Here is a 21,915-nt window from a genome sequence, read left to right as displayed (position 1 = left end):
ACCGGAAAAGAGCGATTCTGATGCACCACCCGCAAGGGCAAGGGCCTGCCGACGCCAGTCGCTGGATGGTCGTGCTGCTCGGATTTCTGACGCTGGCGTTCGCCTTCACGGTGCGCGGGTCGCTCTCGCTTGCCATGCCGGCCTGGCAGGCGGAGTTCGGCTGGTCGCGCAGCGCCATCTCCGGCATTGCTGCCGTCGCCTTGCTGGTGATGGCCACCGTCGCCCCGTTCGCGGGGCATCTGGTGGACCGCCACGGTTCCCGGCTACTGCTGGTCGCCGGCCTAGGCGCCATCGGCATCGGCGTGGGCATGGTCATCCTGGCGCGGCCGGGTGCCAGCGCCTGGCTCCTGCCCGTGGGCTTTGCGGCGGTGGCGGCGATCGGCTTCGGCACCATCGCGCAGCATGTGATCGCGGCGGCGATCGCCCAGCGCTTCGACCGGCATAGAGGTCTCGCCACCGGCATCGGAACGGCGGGCTCGACCGCCGGGCAACTGCTCCTGATGCCGGTGCTCGCCTGGCTGATGCAGGCAGGGCAATGGCGCAGCGCCTTCTGGCTGCTGGCGGCCGGCTGCTTCGCACTGATTCCGTTCGCGTGGTTCATGCTGCGAGAGGCTGGGCCGCAAGCAGCGACGAACGTCCGGTCCACTGCGTCCCATGCCGATGCGCGTGCCACAAGCCTGGGCGGGAACCTCGGGCTGATCCTGCGCAGCCCGGTGTTTCATGCCATCTTCTGGAGCTATGCCATCTGTGGCTTCACCACCAGCGGCGTCATTGAAACCCATCTCATGCCCTATGCCGCGATCTGCGGCTTCGGCCCTGTGCCCAGCGCCACAGCCTATGGCGTTCTGTCCGGCCTCAACCTCGTCGGCATGATCGCTGCCGGCTGGCTCTCCGACCGCATGCACAGGCCACGGCTGCTCGCGATCATCTATGTCGTGCGCGCCGTGAGCTTCCTGCTGCTGATGTTCGTGGCCGACAACTACCCGCTGCTCATCGTCTTCGCGATCCTGTTCGGTCTCGTCGACTATTCCACCGTGCCGGTGACGGCGAGCTACATCGCGAGCCGCCTCGGGCTCAAGGTGCTGGGTCTGTCAATGGGACTGCTCTCGGCGGGCCATGCCATAGGGGGTGCGGCTGGCGCATGGGCGGGCGGCGCGTTCTTCGATTGGAGCGGCAACTATGGCGTACTGTGGGGCCTTTCGACCACCATGGCCATCGCCGCCGCGGCGCTGGTGGTGGGGCTGAAGGACGAGGGGCGGCGCATGTTGATGGGCGCCGGCTTATCCCCCCGCCTCTCGGTCCGTGCCGAGGATGCATGACCGGCGGGGTAACGTAGTGTTTTTCACGCGAGCCACAGATACACCAGCATACGCAAGTCATGGCGATGCGCGAAGGCTTGGCCAAAGATCGTGCCCTCCCTCATCCGGTGCGCGGTCGCGCGTCCCGACGATGGAGTCGATTGCCACTTCCAGCCACAAAGGAGAGCTTCATGAGCCGCACGGTCGACTACTACATTGCCCCTATCAGCCCCTGGTCATATCTCGGGCATCAGCGTTTCACCGCCGTGGTGAAGGCCACGGGTGCCAGCGTCAGGGTCCGTCCCTTCGATATCGGTGCGGTGTTTGCGGCATCGGGTGGTGTGCCGAACGCCCAGCGGCCGGCGCAGCGCCAGGCCTATCGGCTTGTCGAAATCGCGCGCTTTTCCACGGCGCTCGAGATCCCTATGCATCTTCATCCGAAGTTCTTCCCCGTCCCCGGCGATGCCGCTGCGCGGCTGATCATTGCGGTCGAGCGCTTCGATGGGCAAGATGCGGCCCTGAGAATCACAGGCGCCGTATTCGCCGCGGTCTGGGCGCAGGAGCGCGACATTGCGAACCAGACCGTGCTGTCCGAGCTGCTCGCCGAATGCGGCCTGGCGGCCGAGCGAGCCCAGCAGGCGCAGGCTCCCGACATCCAGGCGCTGTACGAGGAGTTCACACGCCAGGCGATAGAGGCGCAGGTCTTCGGCGCTCCCAGCTATGTCATCGACGGCGAGATTTTCTGGGGCCAGGACCGCCTCGATTTTGTACGCAAGGCGCTGGGCGGCCAGCCATCACCCTGACCATTGAAGTGGAGCAAGCATGTCATTGACCGATTTTCCTAGCCTCGAACGATTTCCTAGAGTTCCATTGCTCGATGGGCCAACGCCCATTCAGCGCCTGCACCGGCTGGAAGCCGCGCTGGGGGATGCGCTCGGCGGCGTGCAGATATTCGTCAAACGGGACGATCACATGTCCCTCGGGGGCGGTGGCAACAAGCTGCGCAAGCTGGAGTACCTGATCGGCGCCGCGCAAGCCGAAGGGGCCGACACCATCGTGACCGTGGGTGGCCTGCAGTCCAACCATGCCCGCCTGACTGCGGCCGCGGCCGCACGCGCGGGGCTGGCGTGCGAGCTGGTGCTGGGACGGCCAGTGCCGCGCGACGATGGGGACTATGAGCGCAATGGCAATGTGTTGCTCAACGGAATCTTCGGGGCCACCGTGCACACCTTGCCACCGGGCGAGAACGCATTGGCTGCCGCGCAGATGCGTGCTGCTCAACTGCGGTCGCAAGGGCGCCGCGTCTTCCTCATGCCCACGGGCGGCTCCACCCCCGTGGGTGCCTTGGGCTACATGCGGTGCGCACAGGAAATAGGGGCGCAGGCGAAGGCCATCGGCGCCGAATTCGCAGAGATCGTTGTCGCCAATGGCAGCGCGGGAACACATGCCGGCCTGGCGGCGGGGCTTTACGCGGCGGGCAAGCCGGCTTCGACGGTGCGCTCCTTTTCCACCCTTGCCGATGGCGAGCAGGCCAGGCGCACTACCCTGGAACTGACAGAGGCGACATTGCGCCTGGTGGGCATCGAGGCCTCGCTGGGCGATGCGGACATCCAGGTCGATGGCCGCCAGCGCGGGGCGGGCTATGGGATCCCCACGGCGCAAATGCGCGATGCGCTCAGGATGATGGCGCGAACGCAAGGGCTGCTGCTCGATCCCGTCTATTCGGGCAAGGCCTTCGCCGGGCTGCTGGCGGATCTTCGCGCTGGCCGGTATGCGGCGGGCCGGCAGGTTCTGTTCGTGATGACGGGGGGGACGCCGGGCCTGTACGCCTACCGCAGCATCTTCGATGCGCAGTGAGAGCGGTCCACAGGCTGATGAATCCCCCACTTTTCAGGACATGATGACGAAGCGTATTGGCATGCTGGTTTTCCCCGGTTTCCAGATTCTGGACCTCGCCGCGGTCGCGGCCTTCGAGCTTGCGAACGCCTGCGTCGGCAAGCCCGTCTATGAGGTGGTGCTGCTTTCCGAAAACGGCGGTCTTGTGCCCAGCTCATCGGGTATTGCCACCGACACCCGCCGCTTCGATACGTCGAAGTTCGACACGCTGATCATGTGTGGCGGCCTGACCATCGCCCCCACATCGCCGGCCATGTGCGAGTTCCTGCGCGCCGGGCACCGCGCTTCTCGTCGCGTGGCGAGCATTTGCACGGGCGCATTCGGTCTGGCCGATGCCGGACTGCTCGACGGCCGCCGTGCGACCACGCATTGGGCCTTTGCCCAGGAGCTGCAAAAGCGCCACCCACTCGTCAACGTTCAGCCTGACCGCATCTTCATCAACGACGGTTCGCTGTGGACATCGGCCGGAATGACCGCAGGCATCGATCTCGTGTTGGCCCTCGTCGAAAACGACATCGGCGACGAAGCCGCACGCCTCATCGCCAAGAAGCTGGTGGTCTACCACCGCCGCGCGGGCGGGCAGTCGCAATACTCGGCCTTGCTTGAGCTGGAGCCCAAGTCGGACCGCATCCAGCGAACGCTGGCACATGCCAGGGCGAACCTGAGCGATCCGCTGTCGGTGGAAGACCTGGCCGAAGTTGCGCATCTGAGTCCCCGCCAGTTCAGCCGCGTGTTCAAGGCGGAAACAGGCTGGTCACCCGCGCATGCCGTCGAGAGCCTGCGCGTGGAGGCGGCACGGGCCATGATTGATGCGGGCAGCCTGACGCTGGGCGTGGTGGCCCAGGAAGCCGGATTCGGCGACCTCGAACGCATGCGCCGCGCCTTCCTGCGCACCCTGGGGGTGCCGCCGCAAAGCGTGCGCAGGAAGGCCAGGCAGCTGGCCGCCACCACGCATTGAAGGGGGGCTGGCATGTCATAAAAGGTGGCTTATATGACATTTACGCCATCCGGCATCAGGAGGAAGATTCTTGGGTCCACTTCACTATTACCCAAGGAAATCCCCATGACAGCAAGCAAGAAACCAGGAACAGCCCTGATCACCGGGGCTTCCTCCGGCATCGGCGCCGTGTATGCGCAACGCCTGGCGCGACGCGGCTATGACCTGGTTCTGGTCGCGCGCAATCGCAGCCGCCTCGATGCATTGGCCGGCAAGCTCAAGGAAGAAAGCGGGCGGCAGGTCGAGACGATTGCCGCGGACCTGACCAACAAGGCGGACATCGCACGCGTCGAGGCCGCCATTCGCGGCAACCGCGACCTGACGGTGCTGGTCAACAATGCCGGCGTCGGATCGGCTTCACCCTTGCTCGGCTCGGACATCGAGAAGATGGAAGCGATGATTGCGATCAACGTGAACGCGCTCACGCGCCTGACCTATGCGGCCGTGCCGGCCTTCGTCGACCGCAAGGCCGGGACCATCATCAACATCGCCTCCATCGTGGCGGTCTCGCCCGAGACGTTGAACGGCGTATACGGTGGCTCCAAGGCCTTTGTCCTGGCCTTCAGCCAGTCGTTGCAGCATGAGCTGGGCGACAAGGGCGTTCGGGTGCAGGCGGTTCTTCCCGGGGCGACGGCGACGGAGTTCTGGGGCATTGCGGGCGTGCCCATCGCGCATCTTCCCAAGGAGATCGTCATGAAGACCGACGACATGGTCGATGCGGCCCTGGCCGGCCTTGACCAGGGGGAGCAGGTCACCATTCCATCGCTGCCGGATCTGGCGGAATGGAGCGCATTCGACGCGGCGCGCCGTGCCATGTCGGACAAACTCTCCCGCGTGCTTCCCGCCGCGCGTTATGGCGTTGGCAGCGTTGCCGCCGCGGCCTGAGCCGTATGGAAGCGGGGGCCATGGCCACCCGCTTCACCAGGGGTGCTGCGCCAGACCCCTGCTACGTATGCCAGTAACGGGCCAGCAGCCGGTCCGCGCAGCGCGCGGATGGACATGTCCGCCCACAGCAAGGACCGCGCCTTGCTGCGGGCGCCAAGGTTCCGTGCGCCGTTGACGCCCACACCGAGCACCGCATCCCGTACGAAGCGCATCTTTTGCAGCTTCCGCCGTCGCAAGCCCCGCGTCTGCCTGCCTGTTGCCCGATAGCGCGCAGCTTGTCGCGCCGAAGATCCAGCCCGCAGCAGCCTGAGCGCAGTTCGCTGTCGCCACTTTCGGGATGTTCTCTGGCTCCGGCGCTTGCCCTCTCTGTTATCCACGATGGGCCCGGCTTGCACGGGACGCAGGCCGGGAAGGCCCTCTCGCCATCCGATGGCGCGCTCGCAGTGAAATGTATTGTGTTGCAGGCGCAGCTGGATACACGGGCGTACAAGCCACCGTGCTTTCCCGTGCTTCGCGGCTTATAAACCCATTTGTGTGATTCCTCGCACGCCTGGCGACTGATCTTCGGCAGTCAGGGAACCTTCGGAGCCACGCCTTATATGCACATCGAAGCCTTGGCGGGATTGCGGCGAGCCATCGTCCCCCGGTCCCTTTTTGCCCGCGTGACGCTGATCATCGTCGTGGGCCTGGCTGTGGCGCAACTGCTGACCTTCGCGCTGATCCGCTATGAGCGCGGGGTGGCGATGCGCGAACTGATGATGAGCGGACTGGAGCGCGATATCGCCAGCTCGATCGCGATCCTGGATCGCGTGCCCAGCGCAGAGCGCCCCAGTTGGCTGGATGGGCTGGAACGCCGCAACTACCGTTTCATGCTGGGGGGCAGCGTCGAAGGCCCGGAGCCCGAGGAGCCTATGCAGCAGCAATTCGCTGCCGCCATCGTCAACGCGCTGCGGCTGTTCGAGGTGGTGAAGGTGGCCCAGGTCGCCGAACCGTCCGCGGGCCTGCGGATTCAGGTCGGCTTGACGGACGGGAGCACCGTGATCGTCGATGCCCGGCGGGTGGACATGCCGGTCTCGCGCTGGGTCCTGTGGGTGCTGTTGACCCAGTTGGCCGTGCTTGCCTTGTGTGCCTGGCATGTGGTCCGACTGGTCACGCGGCCGCTGGCCCGACTCGCGGCGGCGGCCGACCGGCTGGGACCGGACCTCAAGGGCGAGACGCTGAGCGAGGATGGCCCCACGGAAGTGGCGCATGCCACGCGCGCATTCAACGCCATGCAGCAGCGCATTGGCGGCTACATGGCCGAGCGGGTGCAAATCCTGGCCGCGATCTCGCATGACCTGCAGACGCCGATCACCCGGCTGCGCTTGCGTACCGACCTGATGGACAACGAGGCAGACAGGGTGAAGTTCCGTCAGGATCTGGAGGCCATGAGCGCGCTCGTGCGGGAAGGCGTCACCTATGCGCGCACGCTCCACGGCGCAGCCGAACCACCGTGCCGCGTCGATGCCGATGCGCTCCTGGAAAGCATGGTCGCGGACTATGCCGATGCCGGCGAGGACGTGCAGCTGCAAGGGCGTGTCGGCTCTGCGATCGTGACGCGTCCGAATGCGCTGCGCCGCATCCTCATGAACCTGATCGACAACGCGGTGAAGTACGCCATCGACGTGCGGGTCGGCGTGCACGCCGATGCGGACCGCCTGGTCATCGTCGTGCTCGACAACGGCCCAGGCATCCCGCCCGATGAGCTGGACGCGGTGCTCAAGCCCTTCTATCGGGTAGAGGGGTCCCGCAACCGGAGCACCGGCGGCACAGGCCTCGGGCTTGCCATTGCGCACCAGTTGGCGCTGGCGGTGGGGGCAAGGCTGAGCTTGCACAACCGGGCCGAAGGCGGCCTGGAGGCCAGGCTTTGCATGGCCATCCGAGCCGACGACCCTGGCTGACGCGGCGCGGCTTCCCATTTCTCTTTCCACACCGACCAGCGCGACGCCTTTCGGGCACGCCGCGAAGGCCTCGCACATCCCAAAACATCCATCTCCATCACCAGGAACTCGACATGATCCACACAAGCAAACGCGTGTTCATCGCAGCCGGCGGCGCCACGCTTTTCTACGGCATGGCCAGCTTGTTCAACCCGGGACTGCGCTCGGCTGGCGCGGCGAACCGGAGAAGCTTTGCCGTGACCCGCACGGACGAAGAGTGGCGCAAGCTGTTGACGCCGCCGCAGTATGCGACCCTGCGCAAGGGGCAGACCGAACGTCCCTTCACCAGTGCGCTGAATGGCGAGCATCGGCCAGGCCGGTTCACCTGCGCCGGTTGCCAGGCCGACCTGTTCAACGCCAGCGCCAAGTTCGACAGCGGCACGGGCTGGCCGAGCTTCTGGCAGGCCTTGCCGAACGCGGTGCTCGAGCTCTCCGAAACGGCCAACCCGTTCTACGGCACCGAAGTCTTGTGCGCACACTGCGGCGGGCACCTCGGCCATGTGTTCAACGACGGACCGAAACCCACCGGCCTGCGCTACTGCATGAACGGTGTCGCCCTGGGTTTCAAGCCTGGCCCGGCCTGACGGTCCCATCCCGTCTCACGACATCGCCACAGAGCAGATCATGACCCTTCTCATCATTGCCTACCTCGGTGGGGTGCTGACCATTGTCAGCCCTTGCATTCTTCCTGTCCTGCCCTTCGTGTTCGCGCGCGCGGACAAGCCTTTCGTCCAGAGCGCACTGCCTTTGCTTGCCGGCATGGCACTGACCTTTGCGGCCGTGGCGTCGCTCGCTGCCGTGGGCGGCGGCTGGGCAGTGCAAGCCAATCAATACGGGCGCATCGCGGCCCTGGTGCTGATGGCCTTCTTCGGCCTGAGCCTGCTGGTTCCGCGCCTGGCCGATACGCTGACCCGGCCGCTGGTGGCGGCGGGGCACCGGCTGTCGCAATCGGCCGGACGCGACCCGAACCCGTCGTTCGTCTCCTCGGTGCTCCTCGGCGTCGCCACGGGCTTGCTGTGGGCGCCCTGTGCCGGACCGATCCTGGGCCTGGTGCTGACGGGCGCGGCGCTGAACGGCGCCAATGCACAGACCTCGCTCTTGCTGCTCGCCTACGCGGCGGGTGCGGCAACCTCCCTGGCTGCGGCGCTGACGGTGGGCGGACGTATTTTCACGGCGATGAAGAAATCCTTGGGTGCCGGTGAGTGGATACGGCGCGGCCTGGGGGTCGCGCTGCTGGGCAGCGTCGCCGCCATTGCGCTCGGCCTCGACACGGACGTACTGGCGCGGCTGTCACTCGGCACCACATCGACCGTCGAACAGGCGCTCATTGACAGGATCAAGCCGCAAGCCGCAGACGAAGCTATCGAGGCGGGGCCTGGCTCCACCGCGATGATGGCGGGCTCCAATGCCATGATGGTCGCCACCACGGCCATGTCCGGCAGCACGGCGATGTCCGCCCAGGGCGGCGTCGCGAATCTGCCCGTCGAATCCACCCGGCCCAGCCTGGGCGGCGCGGTGGAATGGCTCAATTCCCCGCCCTTGACGATGGAGTCCTTGCGCGGGAAGGTGGTGCTGGTCGACTTCTGGACCTACTCGTGCATCAACTGCCTGCGCACGCTGCCTTATGTCCGGGCCTGGGCGCAGAAGTACAAGGACCAGGGTCTCGTGGTCATCGGTGTGCACACGCCCGAGTTCGCCTTCGAGAAGAACATCGCAAACGTTCGCAAGGCGGCCAGGGATCTCCAGGTCGGCTACCCGATCGCGGTGGACAACGACTACGCCATCTGGCGGGCATTCCGCAACCGCTACTGGCCGGCACACTACTTCATCGATGCGCAGGGGCGGGTCCGCCATCACCACTTCGGTGAAGGCAGCTATGCGCAGTCCGAGCGGGTGATACAGCAGTTGCTGGCGGAGGCTGCAAGCACGGCGGCAACGCCCCTGGATCTCGTTACCGTCGATGCGGAGGGTGTCGCGCAAGCACCGGATATGGCCAATGTCCGTTCACCGGAAACCTACCTGGGCCACCAGAAGGCCGAGAACTTCATCTCGCCGGGCGGACTGGTTGCGGATGCTCCCCACACCTATACGGTCGGTACGCCGCGGTTGAACGAATGGGGGCTTGCCGGCGATTGGACCGTGCGGCCCGAACACGCCGAGTCGAACAAGAGCGCGGGTGCGGTTGCCTACCGGTTCCATGCACGCGACCTGCACCTCGTGCTCGGGCCTGGGGCAGACGGCAAACCCGTGCGTTTCCAGGTCACGATCGACGGCGCCGCACCGGGTGACAGCCATGGCGTGGACATCGGCGCCGACGGTACTGGCGTGGTCGAAGGACAGCGGCTGTACCAGCTCATACGCCAGGCCGGTCCGATCAGGGACCGCACATTCGAGATCCGATTCCTTGACCCGGGTGCCCAGGTCTTTGCCTTCACGTTTGGTTGATACGGGAGCGAAATCATGAACCCATTTAAGACATCTTCCGGCGGGCTGGTCCAGCCCGAACTCGCCGCACCGCGGCGGCGTGCGGTGCTGGCCATAGGCGCTGTCGTCGCCACGGCGTTTGGCGCCACCTTCTGGAATGGCGCAGCGGCGTCGAGCAAGGCGCGGGCCCTCCCGCCTTTCCCGTCCGGCGCAGCGCCCAGGGATCTACCGGCCTCCGAGGTCGCCGTGCTTGCCGGCGGCTGTTTCTGGGGAGTGCAGGGCGTTTTCCAGCACGTCAAGGGCGTCGCCAATGCAGTCTCCGGCTATGCCGGCGGCGAGAAGAAGACGGCCGTCTACGAGGTTGTCGGGTCTGGAACGACAGGACATGCGGAAGCTGTGCAGATCACCTTCGACCCGCGCCAAGTCAGCTACGCGCAGATCCTGCAGATCTTCTTCTCGGTCGCCCACGATCCTACGCAGTTGAACCGGCAGGGGCCGGACAGGGGGACGCAGTACCGCTCGGCGATCTTTCCACGGAGCGACGAACAGGAGCGCACTGCCAAGGCCTATATCGCGCAGCTCAATCAGGGGCGCGCATTCGAGGCGGCGATCGTGACCAGGATCGAAGCCGATCGGGTGTTCTATTCGGCGGAAACCTACCATCAGGATTTTCTGACCCGCAATCCAGGCCATCCCTACGTCGTCGTCAATGACCTGCCCAAGCTCGGCGCGTTGAAGAGGATTTTCCCCGACCGGTATCGGTCCGAGCCCGCCCTGGTCCTGGCAAGGCCCAGGTAACAGCGCCTGGAGCGGATTGCTGGGTCTGTGCGTCCGGCACGCTGCAGCTGTTCAGGAATGCGCGCGGTATTTCCGCTGAGCGTGCCAAGGAGCCCGAACGCAACGCCACTGCGAAAGAAGCCTGCGCTGCTGCCCGCTATCTGCCTGGGAGAATTCAGTGGACGGAATCAAGCACTGGATATTCTTCCCCATAGGTAGATAGTCCTACGGCAGACCGAGCGCTGCAGGAGGCCACGGCATTTTTTCCGGGATGCAAAATGGCATTGCATCGGAGGATGGATTATCCGTGATCCTGGCGGATGAAAAAAGAACAGGGCGGATTGCGAGCGGGTCGTTTGCCGGTGGCGGTGTCTTCGCTTGGTATTGAATCGCGAAGCAATGGTTTTCGTTCGCTTCACTGAAATGCCGGCAACAAGAAGCGATTGAATTCCACAGGGAATGTGAAATCAACTATACGTCTTGAAGGAATTTTCTATGGCAAAGACACAGCGTATCGCCGTGGTCACCGGTGGAACGGGAGGCCTGGGTGAGGCCACTTGCCGGCGACTGGCAGACGGCGGATTTGCTGTCATTCCCCTGCATTCTCCAGGAAACAAGCATGTCGCCGTCTGGTCGCAGGCGCAAAAGAGGCTGGGCTATGACTTCGCTGCGGTCGAGGTGGACGTCGCACATTTTGATTCCTGCGTCGTTGCCGTGGAGTCCATTCGTCGTCAATATGGTCCCATTTCGGTGCTGGTGAATAACGCGGGAATCACCATGGATGCGAGTTTCCGGAAAATGACGCCGCATATGTGGGATTCGGTGATTCGAACCAACCTCGATTCTATGTTCAACATGACAAAGCAGGTCATAGAGGACATGCTGTCGCTTGGGTGGGGGCGCATCATCAATATATCGTCCGTGAATGGACAGCGCGGCGCTTTTGGTCAAGCCAACTACGCGGCATCGAAGGCGGGCATTCATGGCTTCACGAAATCGCTGGCGATGGAGTTTTCCGGCAGACATATCACTGTCAATACGGTCTCGCCTGGCTACCTGAGAACGCGCATGACCGAGAAGGTGCCGCCCGACGTGATGGAGCAGCGAATCCTCCCCGAGATTCCGGTAGGCCGGCTCGGCGATCCGGTGGAGGTTGCGGAACTGGTCGCTTACCTCGCTTCGGAGCACGCGGGCTTTGTCACGGGGGCCGACCTGTCGATCAATGGAGGTCAGCATATGTACTGACCCGGCGCCGACCCGCCATTTCCGCCGTCGCTGCGCCACAGCCGGCAGGGTCAGGCCGTCGCGGGCTGCTCGTTGATACGGCCTAGGTCAAGCCTGCGGCGCGGTTGAAAGTATTCGGTTCAAGTGTTTGCCACCACCGAAAGGGATGTCCGATGATGCTTTCCAGTTTGTCCCCCCGGGGGCATGAACAGGTCCCGACAGAGCTTGCGCTGCATCGCTGGCTGGCCCGCCTGTCCCATGGAGTCTCGCCTGTCTCGGTGAGCCTGGCCTATGCCGACTGGTTCAACCATCTATTGCTTTCACCGTCCAAGCAGGTCGATCTGCTCTTCAGTGCCGTGTCGAAGTCGCTGGTTTGGCTGCAGTATGCCGCGCAGTCCTGGCAGGACGAGAGCGCTCCAAAGCTTGCGCCAACGCCGCGGGACAAGCGCTTTGTGCGAAGCGACTGGAGCCAGCCGCCGTTCAATTCCCTGGCCCAGGCGTTCTTGCTGCAGGACCAGTGGTGGGCCGAGGCCATGACCGGCGTTCGAGGCGTGTCCCGGCACCATGAGGAGGTGGCGGCATTCACCACGCGCCAGTGGCTGGATATCTGGTCACCTTCGAATTTCATCGCGACCAATCCCCGGGTGCTGCAGAAGACGCTGACCACGGGTGGTGAAAATCTGGTCAATGGATTTTCCAATTGGTGGCGTGATGCACTGGCCGTGCTGGGCGATGGAAAACCACGCGGTGTCGAGAAGTTCCTGCCGGGCCAGGCGGTGGCGCTGACACCGGGGAAGGTCGTATTCAAGAACCGGTTGATTGAGCTCATCCAGTACGAGCCTGCCACGGCCAATGTCCATAGGGAGCCGGTCGTCATTATTCCGTCGTGGATCATGAAATACTACATTCTTGACCTGACGCCCAATGACTCCCTGGCCGGCTATCTGGTTGAACAGGGGCATACCGTTTTCATGGTGTCCTGGAAAAACCCTGACGGGGATGACCGCAACCTGGGCCTGGACGACTATCTGGAGTGCGGCGTGATGGAAGCCATCCAGGCGATACAGTTGATTCGACCGCAGGCCCTCATCCATGCAATGGGTTACTGCCTGGGCGGCACGCTGCTGGCCATTGCCTCGGCAGCCTTGAGCGGCAGGGGTTGCCACCCATTCAAGACACTGACGCTGCTGGCGGCGCAGACTGATTTTCATGAACCCGGTGAATTGGGCCTGTTCATCGACGAAAGCCAGATATCTTTCCTCGAGGATCTGATGTCCGAGCGTGGCTATCTCGACGGCCGGCAAATGGCGGGCGCCTTTGCGCTGATCCGTTCCAAGGACCTGGTCTGGTCCAAGCTGGTGCATGAGTACCTGATGGGTGCGCATACGCCGATGACGGCCATGCGTGCCTGGAATGCCGATGCCACGCGCATGCCGCAACGCATGCACAGCGAATACCTGCGCCGCCTTTACCTGCACAATGACCTGGCGGAAGGGCGTTACCGTATTGCGGGAAAGACGATCAGTCTTGCAGACATCACTGTGCCGCTGTTCCTGGTCGCCACCGAGGCCGACCATGTCTCGCCATGGAAATCGGTATACAAGATCAGCGGTCTCGTGTCCGGTCCCGTGGATTTTGTGCTGAGCGCAGGCGGGCACAACGCCGGTATCGTCAATCCGCCTGCCGGCCCCGTTGCGCATTCACAGGCCGGCTTTCGCTGCGCTTCCCATGCGCCTGGCGAGGTACTCGACAACCCACAGGATTGGTTCGACGCGACGCCTGCGCGCCGCGGATCGTGGTGGCCTCGCTGGCATGAATGGCTGCACGCCCACTCTTCGGGAATGATCCAGCCCGCACCGATCAAGGCGCTGGCGTTCAATGGCGCGCCCCTGGCGGCGCCCGGGCTTTATGTGCACCTGAGCTAAGCCGGGGGGCAGGTCTGACTTTCTGCAAGGATTTCCCATGAGCGTTCGCAATCTCGAGGCCATTTTTCAGCCCGCTTCATTGGCGGTGATCGGTGCTTCCGACCGCGAGGGCAGCCTGGGGCTGCTGGTGCTGCGCAATCTCAAGCAGGGCGGCTTCAAGGGCCCGCTCTGGGCGGTCAACCGCCGCCATGTGCGTGTCGATGGCGAGCGGGCCTGGCCCGATATCGCCTCGCTGCCGCAGGCGCCCGACCTGGCCGTGATCTGCACGCCCGCATCCGCGGTGCCGGAGCTGATCGCTGCCCTTGGCCGCAAGGGCACACGCGCCGCCATCGTGCTGACGGCAGGGTTGAAGGCGACGACTGAAGGCGGCGTTTCGCTGGAGCAGGCCATGCTGGACGCGGCGCGCCCGCACCTGCTGCGCATCCTCGGGCCCAACTGCATTGGCGCACTGGTGCCCGGCGCAGGCCTGAACGCCAGCTTTGCTCCCGGCAATGCCTTGCCCGGCGCGCTGGCGTTTGTCACCCAGTCCGGAGCGTTGGCGACCGCGATGCTCGACTGGGCCAATAGCCGCGCCATCGGCTTTTCGAACTTCATCTCGTTGGGCGACAGCGTGGATGTGGATTTTGGCGACGTGATCGATTACCTCGCCAGCGATCCGGGCACGCGTGCGATCTTGCTGTACGCGGAATCGATCAAGAATGCACGAAAATTCATGTCGGCGGCGCGCGCGGCCTCGCGCAACAAACCGGTGATCGTGGTCAAGGCCGGGCGTGCGCCCGCTGGCGCCAGGGCCGCCGCATCGCATACCGGCGCCCTGGCGGGCTCCGACGCGGTGTTTGACGCCGCCGTCAGGCGGGCGGGCATGTTGCGCGTGGACAGCCTGGAGGCGCTGTTTGATGCGGCGGAGACCTTGGCGCATATGCGGCCCTGGCGTGGCGAGCGGCTGGCCATCCTCACCAATGGCGGGGGGGCTGGTGTGCTGGCGGCCGACGCGCTGGAGCTGGGGGGTGGCAAGCTTGCCAGCCTGAGCGCGCAGACCGTGGCCAGCTTGAGCCAATGCCTGCCGCCCACATGGTCGCACGGCAATCCCATTGACATCATTGGAGACGCGCCCGTCGCTCGCTACCAGGACGCATTGCGTGTGCTGCTGGCGGCGCCGGAGGTGGATGGCGTGCTTTTCATGCATGCGCCCACGGCCATCGTCGCGGCTGGCCAAATCGCCTTGTCCTGCTTGCCGCTGATGCAGACGGCGGACAAGCCGATACTGAGCTGCTGGCTGGGGGGCTTGACCGTGGAGGCCGCACGCCAGGCCAGCGCAAAAGCCGGCATCGCTTCCTACAACACGCCCGAGCGCGCGGTGGCGGCATGGTTGCAACGGCTCGACTACGCGCGCAATCAGCAAGCCCTGCAACAACTTCCCGCCGCCACGCTGGAAGATTTCACGCCGGATCGGGCGCAGGCCCAGTCACTGTACGAGCAGGCCCTGCGCGACGGTCGCGAGTGGCTCGACGGGGCGTCGGCCCAGGCACTGCTGCGGGCCTATGGCATTCCCACGGTTGCAACGATGCAGGTCAGCAGCCTGGAAGAGGCGGTCTCTGCCGCGAATCGAATCGGCTATCCCGTTGCCTTGAAAATCGTTTCGCCGCAAATCATCCACAAGTCCGATGTCGGCGGTGTGGCGCTCGGTCTGGTGTCTGCCGAATCGGTCAGGACTGCGGGGGAGAAAATGCTTGCGCAAGTGGCGCACCTGCTGCCCCAGGCCTCGGTGCAAGGCTTCACCGTGCAGGCCATGGCCCAGCGTCCCGGCGCCTACGAGCTGATCGTCGGCATTGCCACCGATGCGGTGTTCGGCCCGGCCCTGCTGTTTGGCGAGGGTGGCACCGCCGTCGAGTTGCGCAAGGACCATGTGGTCGCCCTGCCGCCGCTCAATGCGAGTCTGGCGCGCGACATGGTCGCCAGGAGCAGGATAGGGCCTTTGCTTGCCGGCTACCGGGGCCGCCCCGCCGTGGACGAGCAGGCATTGCTGGCCACGCTGCGAAAAGTCTCACAGATGGCCTGCGACCTGGCCTGGCTGGCCGAACTGGACATCAACCCGCTGCTCGCCGATGAGCGCGGCGTGCTGGCATTGGATGCGCGGGTCAAGCTGCGGGCGGTGGCTGCGGGCGAGGGCAGCCGGCTGGCCATCCGTGCGTACCCGTCGGCGCTGGAAGAGCGTATAGCGCTGGCAGGTCAGGAGCTGCTGCTGCGACCCATCCGTCCCGAGGACGGTGAGAGGCTGAAGGACTTTTATGCCGCAGCAGCGCCGGCGGACATGCGTTTGCGCTTCTTTCTGATGCGGCGCGAGGTGCCGCATTCCGAGCTGGCACGCTATAGCCAGATCGACTATGACCGGGAAATGACTTTCATCGCGTTGGCCGGCCAGACCATGGTGGCAGAGGTGCGGGCCGTGTGCGATCCCGACAATTTCCGGGCGGAGTTTGCCATCCAGGTGGCGTCTGACTGGCAAGGCAAGGGCCTGGGGCGTAGGCTGCTCGACAAGTTGATCGATTACCTGCGCGAGCGCGGCACCGCCGAGATCGTCGGGCAATGCCTGCCGGAAAACCGGGGGGTGGCGGCACTGGTTCGGCACGCTGGCTTTGAAGTCGTTGCCGATCCCTTGCAGGATGTCGTGGCACTGCGCCTGGCGTTGCGTTGATCGGGTGCGCGGCAAACATGCCATCGAGGGCATGGCCAAGCGTGCAGACGAGCAAGCCGTCCCGGGTGATTCGTCCAGACCTTGGTATCAGCCGCCAGGCCGGCGGGACACTCCTAGCATTGCATGAGCTGATTTAAATTTCAATCGAAAATTTATTTCGATTGAAATATACTATCTACTTCGAGCGCCACAAATACGCTGTACGCAACCTGGACTGCCTGTGGAAGGCGTCTTTTCGGGTGGCCAGCACGACCTCGCGCCAGGGATCGCTGCCTTGCTGTGTTCGCACCGTCTGCGAGCCTCGCGCTTTGCCTGGACTGAAGATCTGCGCCGTGTCAGCCACTTCTGGTCGCTGCAGACATTGATGCAGGCTTGTTCAAGAAATTCACACTGGATATCAAGTCGCTATTTTGAAAATCAGCAATTGTTTTTATTAATTTTAAAAAATGCCAAATTATAAAACAGAGAAGTATATTTATCACCTCACGCCTGTAGGTAATATTGACGGTATTCTAGCTTCGGGGCTTCTGGCTCGTGCTGAGTTGGATGATTTTGTAGATGTTGCAGGTAAATCAATAATAAGCAAAAGATCAGAGTACGGTTTGGATAAATATGTGCCGTTTCATTGGGTGTATGGGAGTCAATTTGATTACAGCGTACATAAAACCTACGTTGAGGAATTCTTGTATATCGCAATTGATCGTGGGGTCGCAAAAGACGATAGTTGGAAAGTGATCCCCAAGCACCCTTTGTCATATTCTGGAACACCGGAAATTCTCGATTATTCTGTGGGTTTTGAAAAAATCAATTGGTATAATATGAAGCCTCATTATGAACATTTTTACAGAAATTATAATTATAATTTCATTCATAAAGGCAAGTGCAACTTGACAACCATGGCTGAATGCCTTTCGCCAGATGCGGTACCTGCAAGCAAATTTTCCAAGATTTTTGTAAATAATGAAGATACAATGCATGACATATGCGACATGATTGAGGAGTTAGCCGTTGAGGCTGGGTTGGCAGCGCGAGAAAAAGAGGTGTGTGGTAATGAACTTCAATGGATTGGCGTAGAAGTTTATGAGATTGGAGAGGGGGTTGAGGTTGTTGGCTCTGGCATGAATTTCGGCATTGAAATTTCACCTAATATGTTTAGATATTATGAATAGAAGATGGTGAGGGGATTTTTATGAGCGGTCTTGGGTAGCAGACAGCCGTCTTGTATGAAAAGCTGTGCCGTAACCATAAAAGAATTAGCTGCGGACCCGCTTAACGCCGGCCTGCAAGGTTTCTCCGAGACGCCAGTTTCTGGGAAGATGGTTCCCGCTCCGAAGTGGATCCAATGGAAATTGGTCGATACACGGAAGAATCCTGCGTGCAGCGGATCGCACACGATGGCCGCAGCAGCCAAAAAACATAAGTCAGCGAGGCTGCCATTGCGCCGGGCGCAGGCACTTCGGCCAGATGGAATCCGCTCCCCCCAAGCTTCAGTCCGGCTTGCGCAGAAAGCCCTGGTTGCCGCCCTTGCGGTTGGGCGCGAAGCCATTGGCGGCCAGCGTCTGATCGGCGGTTTCGTAGAACACGTCCAGTTGCAGGATTTCGCGGGCCTGTTGGGCGCTGGCGATGGGGCGGCCGAATTCGCCGGCGATGCGCACCAGCTGCTTGATCTGTTCGACCGAGCTCATCTTGCCCGTGCGGGTCTGGTTCCACAGCACGTCCTCGATGCCGCAGCGCACATGCAGGCCCAGGGCCATGCCTATCATGTTGATGGGCAGCACGTTGAGCACCGAGCTTTCCACCGTGATCACGGCGTTGTCGGGCGCGGCGCGCAGGAAGTTGGCCAGGTTGTAGATGTTGGCCTGGTCCATGCCGCCGCTGATCGCCACCCAGTTCATCACCAGCGGGCCCTTGTAGACGCCGCGGCGGATCATGCGCTCTATGGTCTCGAAGCTGTTGATGTTGTAGCACTGGAATGCGCTCTGTATGCCGGCGGCGGACAGGCGGCGCACATGTTCCTCGGCCCAACTGGGGTTCGAGGGGACGATCATGTCCTTGTAGGTGTTGTAGAGGTGGGGGAAGCCGCGCGAGACGCCGCGGAAATCCTCTTCGCCCGCATGCTCGGTCACGTTCATCTGCGTGGTGTTGACGGTCACCGTCACCTGGTCGGGCCTGGGGCTGAGCTCGGCCAGCATGTGGCGCGTGTCGTCGGACAGCCACTTGGCGGCCGAGCCGTCGTCTTCGGGTGCGAAGCTGATGGAGCCGCCGACCTGGATGACCATTTCCGGCACGCGCTCGCGCACGCCGGCGATCAGTTCATTGAACATGGACAGGCGCTTGGAGCCCTTGCCGTCGGCTTCGCGCACATGCAGGTGCAGCACGGTGGCGCCGGCTTCGTAGCAGTCGACCGCCTTCTGGATCTGCTCTTCCATGGTGACCGGAATGTCTTCGGGAAAGTCCGAGGGAATCCAGCCCGGCGCGTAGGGCGCGGCGGTGATGATCAGCGGCTGCTGGTTTTCGGGATAGAGGTGGCCGTCGAGGAAGTTCATGCTGGGGTCTCCGGGGTGAAACGCGAACGTCGGGAATCTGTGGCCCCAGTGTCTGGCGCGCGCCGGCTTTGCACTTGCTTTTATGGGACGTAGAATTGCTTATTCGGGACAAATGCCGCGCGCGCAGCGCGCGGGCACCACAGGGACATGAAACAGATTTCGCATTTCGTGCGCAGCGGCAGCTTGAACGGTTATGTCGAGCTGGTGCAGTCGCTGGGCAGGGACCCCCATGTGTTCCTGCGCGCGGTGGGCCTGCAGCCGAAGTTTCTCCAGGACCCCGAACTTCTGATTCCCAGGGACGCCGTGCGCGAACTGCTGGAGATCACGGCCCGTGCCACGCACACCGAGGATCTGGCGCTGCGCCTGGCGGCCCGGCGCAGGCTTTCGGCGCTGGGCCCCATCAGCCTGGTGCTCAGAGAGGCGAGCACGCCCAGGGACGCGCTCGACACGCTGTGCCGCTATCTGAAGCTGGTGAATGCTTCGCTCATCCTCCATGTCGAGGATGCGGGCAGCGTGGTGATCATCCGCGAGGAGCTGCTGCCCACGCCCGGACTGCAGATGCGCCAGTCGGTGGAGCTCGCGGTGGGCGGCATGTTTCAGATGCTCAGCGAATTGATAGGCGCGCACTGGCAGCCGCTCGAAGTGTGCTTCACCCATCGCCCGCCCGAGGACGTGGGCGCGCACCGCGCATTTTTCCGGCGCAGCGTGAAGTTCAATCAGGAGTTCAACGGCCTGGTCTGCCGGGCGAGCGACCTGTCCCAGCCGCGCGAACTTGGCGACCAGGTCGCTGCGGGCTTTGTGCGCAAATACCTCGAAACGGCCCTCATGGACCGCAATGACAGCGTGCAGGAAACCTGTCGCCAGATCATGCTCGCACTGCTGCCCGGTGGCAGTTGCACGGCGTCGGAGCTGGCCCGCTTTCTGCACATCGATAGACGCACGCTGCACCGCCGGCTCGTGGCCGAGGGGCTCACATTCAGCGGCCTGCTCGACCAGGTGCGTTCGGACCTGGCCCGGCGCCATCTGCGCGAGAGCGACCGGCCGCTCGGAGAGGTCGCCGAGTTGCTGGGCTTTTCCCGGCCCAGCAGCTTCAGCCACTGGTTTGATCGCCAGTTCGGCTGCAGCGCCTCGCAGTGGAAAAAACAGGCGGCTGATTTTTAGCCGCTAAAAACGGCTAAAACGCGGCGGCGGCGCGGCAGTGCGCCAGGAAGTCCGTGGCCCCCCGGCCCAGCTTCTTTTCCCGGTGCAGCACGATGGCCAGCTTGCGCCTGGCCTTGGGCAGGCGGGTCTGCAGTTCGATCAGATGGCCGTCGGCAACGCTTTGCTCCACGGCGTGGCGTGAGAGGCAGCCCAGGCCATCGCTGGCCGCGACCACGCGCTTGATCGCCTCGTTGCTGCCCAGCTCGAAGCCTATGCGCACCTGTTCGAGGTTGTTCAGCAGCCATTCATCGGTGATCTGGCGTGTGCCCGAGCCGTGTTCCCGCACCACCCAGGTGGCCTGGGCCAGCTGCTGCGTCGTCGCGCATTGCTGCGCCAGCGCATGGCCCGGCGCCGCGATGACCACGATCTCGTCATCTCCCCAGGACTGCACCACCAGGTCGGAATGCGTCTGCGAGCCTTCCACGAAGCCGATGTCCACGTCCATGGCGGCGACGGCGTCTATGACTTCGCTGGTATTGCCTATGCGCAGATGGATCTTGCTTTTCGGGTGCAGCTGCGTCCAGCGCGACACCAGGCGCGGCAGCAGATATTCGCCTATCGTGAAGCTGGCCGCGACCCGCAGCGGCGCGGCGTGTTCGTGCATGAACAGGTCCTGGGCTTCTCCCGCCTGATCGACCAGCGCCTGCGCCTTGGGCAGCAGCGCGCGCCCGTTCTCGTTGAGCTGCAGCCGCCGGCCTATGCGATCGAACAGTTCGCAGCCCAACGCGGCTTCGAGTTCGGCCAGTGCCGCGCTGGCCGCGGATTGCGAGCGCGCGATGCGGTCGGCCGCGGCCCGGGTGCTGCCGCCGCGCGCCGTGGCCAGGAACACCTCGAGTTGGCGCAGGCTCAGGCGCAATCGCTGGTACGCGGGGTGAGTGGTTTTATCGATCATTCTGAGTGAAATTATCCGATTTTTTTCTTTATGAGTTTTTCGTATTATCAAATGCAGAAAGTGGCTAAGCACTTCAATACCCCCTGTTTGGAAGAGATTCAGCGTGCTCAATTTCCTGTCTCCCCGATTGCCTGCAGACCCCGCCCGGCCCGAAAGCGGTGTGCAGCGCCTGCTGCAATGCCTGCCCGGCACGGCCTTGTCCGCCGTGGTGGCCATGGCCGCCACGCTGGTGTCTCACTTGCACGGCGGCCCCCAACTGCTGTATGCGCTGTTCTTTGGCGTGGCTTTTCACTACCTCAGCGCCGACCCCAAGACCCGGCCCGGCATAGAGTTCTGCGCGCGCACCGTGCTGCGCCTGGGCGTGGGGCTGCTGGGCGCGCGCATCACGGCGAGCCAGATCGTGGGCCTGGGCTGGAGCACGGCGGCGATCGTGGTCGCTGCCGTGGTGAGCACGCTGCTGTGCGGGGTGTGGCTGGGGCGCCGTCTGGGCCTGAGCCGTGCGCAGTCCGTGTTGTCGGGCGGTGCGGTCGCGATCTGCGGCGCGTCGGCGGCCTTGGCGATTTCGGCGGTGCTGCCGCGCAACAGGGACAGTGAACGCTTCACGCTGATGGTGGTGGTCACGGTGACCGTGCTGTCCACCTTGTCCATGGTGATCTATCCGCTGATCGCGCGCTTGCTGCACTTGCCGCCCGAACTGGCCGGCCTGTTTCTGGGCGGGACCATCCATGATGTCGCCCAGGTCGTAGGTGCCGGCTTCATGCTGGGCCAGGAAACCGGTGACTATGCGACCATAGTCAAGCTGTTTCGCGTGTCCATGCTGGCCGTGGTGGTGGTGATCGTGTCCTCGCTGTTCAAGCGCCAGCGCGAGGCGGAAGGCGCGGACGCCGTGCAGAAGAAACAGCCGCTGGTGCCGTGGTTCCTGTGGGTGTTCGTGGCGCTGGTGATCGTCAATTCGGTGGGCGCCGTGCCGGCAGCGATCCAGACCGGTCTGAGCGACATCTCGCGCGAGTGCCTGGTCGTGGCGATTGCCGCGCTGGGCATGAAGACTTCCTTCAAGCAACTGGCCCGCGCCGGCTGGCGGCCGTTTGCGCTGCTGCTGGTGGAAACGCTGTGGATGGCGGGCTTTGTGCTCGCCGCCATCCATCTGCGGGCCTGAAACACCGCATCTCCTGCGCTA

18 protein-coding genes are annotated in these 21,915 nt (G+C 63.6%); 16 read left to right on the top strand and 2 right to left on the bottom strand.

Features of this window, described 5'->3' with window-relative positions:
* Positions 1–20 precede the first annotated feature (20 nt).
* From GVL12_RS13205 to GVL12_RS13140, 14 genes are all read left to right on the top strand, one after another.
* Positions 21–1,319: an MFS transporter gene (locus tag GVL12_RS13205; protein WP_159914674.1), complete on the top strand. Its 1,299-nt coding sequence runs from the start codon at positions 21–23 to the stop codon at positions 1,317–1,319.
* A 170-nt stretch (positions 1,320–1,489) separates the two neighbouring features.
* Positions 1,490–2,101, top strand: a complete 612-nt coding sequence (locus GVL12_RS13200; protein WP_159914673.1) for a 2-hydroxychromene-2-carboxylate isomerase — start codon at positions 1,490–1,492, stop codon at positions 2,099–2,101.
* 19 nt (positions 2,102–2,120) lie between these two features.
* Positions 2,121–3,155 carry a D-cysteine desulfhydrase family protein gene (locus GVL12_RS13195; RefSeq protein WP_159914671.1) on the top strand — a complete coding sequence of 345 codons (1,035 nt, stop codon included), beginning with the start codon at positions 2,121–2,123 and terminating at the stop codon, positions 3,153–3,155.
* Positions 3,145–4,152, top strand: coding sequence for a GlxA family transcriptional regulator (locus GVL12_RS13190; RefSeq protein ID WP_235033863.1), 1,008 nt, complete (start codon positions 3,145–3,147; stop codon positions 4,150–4,152). The genes GVL12_RS13195 and GVL12_RS13190 overlap by 11 nt, the downstream gene beginning before the upstream one ends.
* 105 nt (positions 4,153–4,257) lie before the next feature.
* The gene (locus GVL12_RS13185; RefSeq protein ID WP_159914669.1) at positions 4,258–5,076 is read left to right on the top strand and encodes an SDR family oxidoreductase; all 819 of its coding nucleotides are present in this window, start codon (positions 4,258–4,260) and stop codon (positions 5,074–5,076) included.
* Between the two features lie 599 nt (positions 5,077–5,675).
* Positions 5,676–7,016, top strand: coding sequence for an ATP-binding protein (locus GVL12_RS13180; protein WP_159914667.1), 1,341 nt, complete (start codon positions 5,676–5,678; stop codon positions 7,014–7,016).
* A gap of 113 nt (positions 7,017–7,129) precedes the next feature.
* Positions 7,130–7,639: a peptide-methionine (R)-S-oxide reductase MsrB gene (gene msrB / locus GVL12_RS13175; RefSeq protein ID WP_159914665.1), complete on the top strand. Its 510-nt coding sequence runs from the start codon at positions 7,130–7,132 to the stop codon at positions 7,637–7,639.
* Positions 7,640–7,679: 40 nt separating this feature from the next.
* On the top strand, positions 7,680–9,500 hold the full coding sequence (locus tag GVL12_RS13170) for a cytochrome c biogenesis protein DipZ (protein ID WP_159914663.1): 1,821 nt from the start codon (positions 7,680–7,682) through the stop codon (positions 9,498–9,500).
* Positions 9,501–9,515: 15 nt separating this feature from the next.
* Positions 9,516–10,277 carry a peptide-methionine (S)-S-oxide reductase MsrA gene (gene msrA / locus GVL12_RS13165; protein WP_159914661.1) on the top strand — a complete coding sequence of 254 codons (762 nt, stop codon included), beginning with the start codon at positions 9,516–9,518 and terminating at the stop codon, positions 10,275–10,277.
* Positions 10,278–10,751: 474 nt separating this feature from the next.
* Entirely contained in the window at positions 10,752–11,501 is a 750-nt protein-coding gene (gene phbB, locus GVL12_RS13160; RefSeq protein ID WP_159914659.1) for an acetoacetyl-CoA reductase, read from the top strand.
* 104 nt (positions 11,502–11,605) lie between these two features.
* Positions 11,606–13,405: an alpha/beta hydrolase gene (locus GVL12_RS13155; protein ID WP_200843732.1), complete on the top strand. Its 1,800-nt coding sequence runs from the start codon at positions 11,606–11,608 to the stop codon at positions 13,403–13,405.
* A gap of 37 nt (positions 13,406–13,442) precedes the next feature.
* Entirely contained in the window at positions 13,443–16,100 is a 2,658-nt protein-coding gene (locus GVL12_RS13150; protein WP_159914657.1) for a bifunctional acetate--CoA ligase family protein/GNAT family N-acetyltransferase, read from the top strand.
* Between the two features lie 220 nt (positions 16,101–16,320).
* A complete protein-coding gene (locus tag GVL12_RS13145) occupies positions 16,321–16,560 on the top strand; it encodes a hypothetical protein (RefSeq protein ID WP_159914655.1) in 240 nt (79 codons plus the stop codon).
* Positions 16,547–17,269: a DarT ssDNA thymidine ADP-ribosyltransferase family protein gene (locus GVL12_RS13140; protein WP_159914653.1), complete on the top strand. Its 723-nt coding sequence runs from the start codon at positions 16,547–16,549 to the stop codon at positions 17,267–17,269. The genes GVL12_RS13145 and GVL12_RS13140 overlap by 14 nt, the downstream gene beginning before the upstream one ends.
* A 318-nt stretch (positions 17,270–17,587) precedes the next feature.
* On the opposite strand, the gene GVL12_RS13135 is transcribed toward GVL12_RS13140, so the two are convergent.
* Positions 17,588–18,646: a 3-keto-5-aminohexanoate cleavage protein gene (locus GVL12_RS13135; RefSeq protein ID WP_159914651.1), complete on the bottom strand. Its 1,059-nt coding sequence runs from the start codon at positions 18,644–18,646 to the stop codon at positions 17,588–17,590.
* Positions 18,647–18,793: 147 nt separating this feature from the next.
* Here GVL12_RS13135 and GVL12_RS13130 point away from each other — a divergent pair, with 147 nt between their 5' ends.
* Complete coding sequence (locus tag GVL12_RS13130) at positions 18,794–19,807, top strand: AraC family transcriptional regulator (RefSeq protein WP_159914649.1); 1,014 nt, start codon at positions 18,794–18,796, stop codon at positions 19,805–19,807.
* Positions 19,808–19,820: 13 nt separating this feature from the next.
* Here the strand turns inward: GVL12_RS13130 and GVL12_RS13125 are convergent, their stop codons facing one another.
* Complete coding sequence (locus GVL12_RS13125; protein ID WP_159914647.1) at positions 19,821–20,738, bottom strand: LysR family transcriptional regulator; 918 nt, start codon at positions 20,736–20,738, stop codon at positions 19,821–19,823.
* Positions 20,739–20,841: 103 nt separating this feature from the next.
* On the opposite strand from GVL12_RS13125, the gene GVL12_RS13120 reads away from it, so the two are divergent.
* The gene (locus tag GVL12_RS13120; protein ID WP_200843731.1) at positions 20,842–21,894 is read left to right on the top strand and encodes a YeiH family protein; all 1,053 of its coding nucleotides are present in this window, start codon (positions 20,842–20,844) and stop codon (positions 21,892–21,894) included.
* Positions 21,895–21,915: the final 21 nt, after the last annotated feature.

Source organism: Pantoea sp. 18069 (assembly GCF_902706035.1).
In the GTDB taxonomy this organism is placed as follows: Bacteria; Pseudomonadota; Gammaproteobacteria; order Burkholderiales; family Burkholderiaceae_C; genus Comamonas.
The sequence above is the reverse complement of the archived record's forward strand: the minus strand, read 5'-3'. Positions and strand labels throughout refer to the sequence as shown.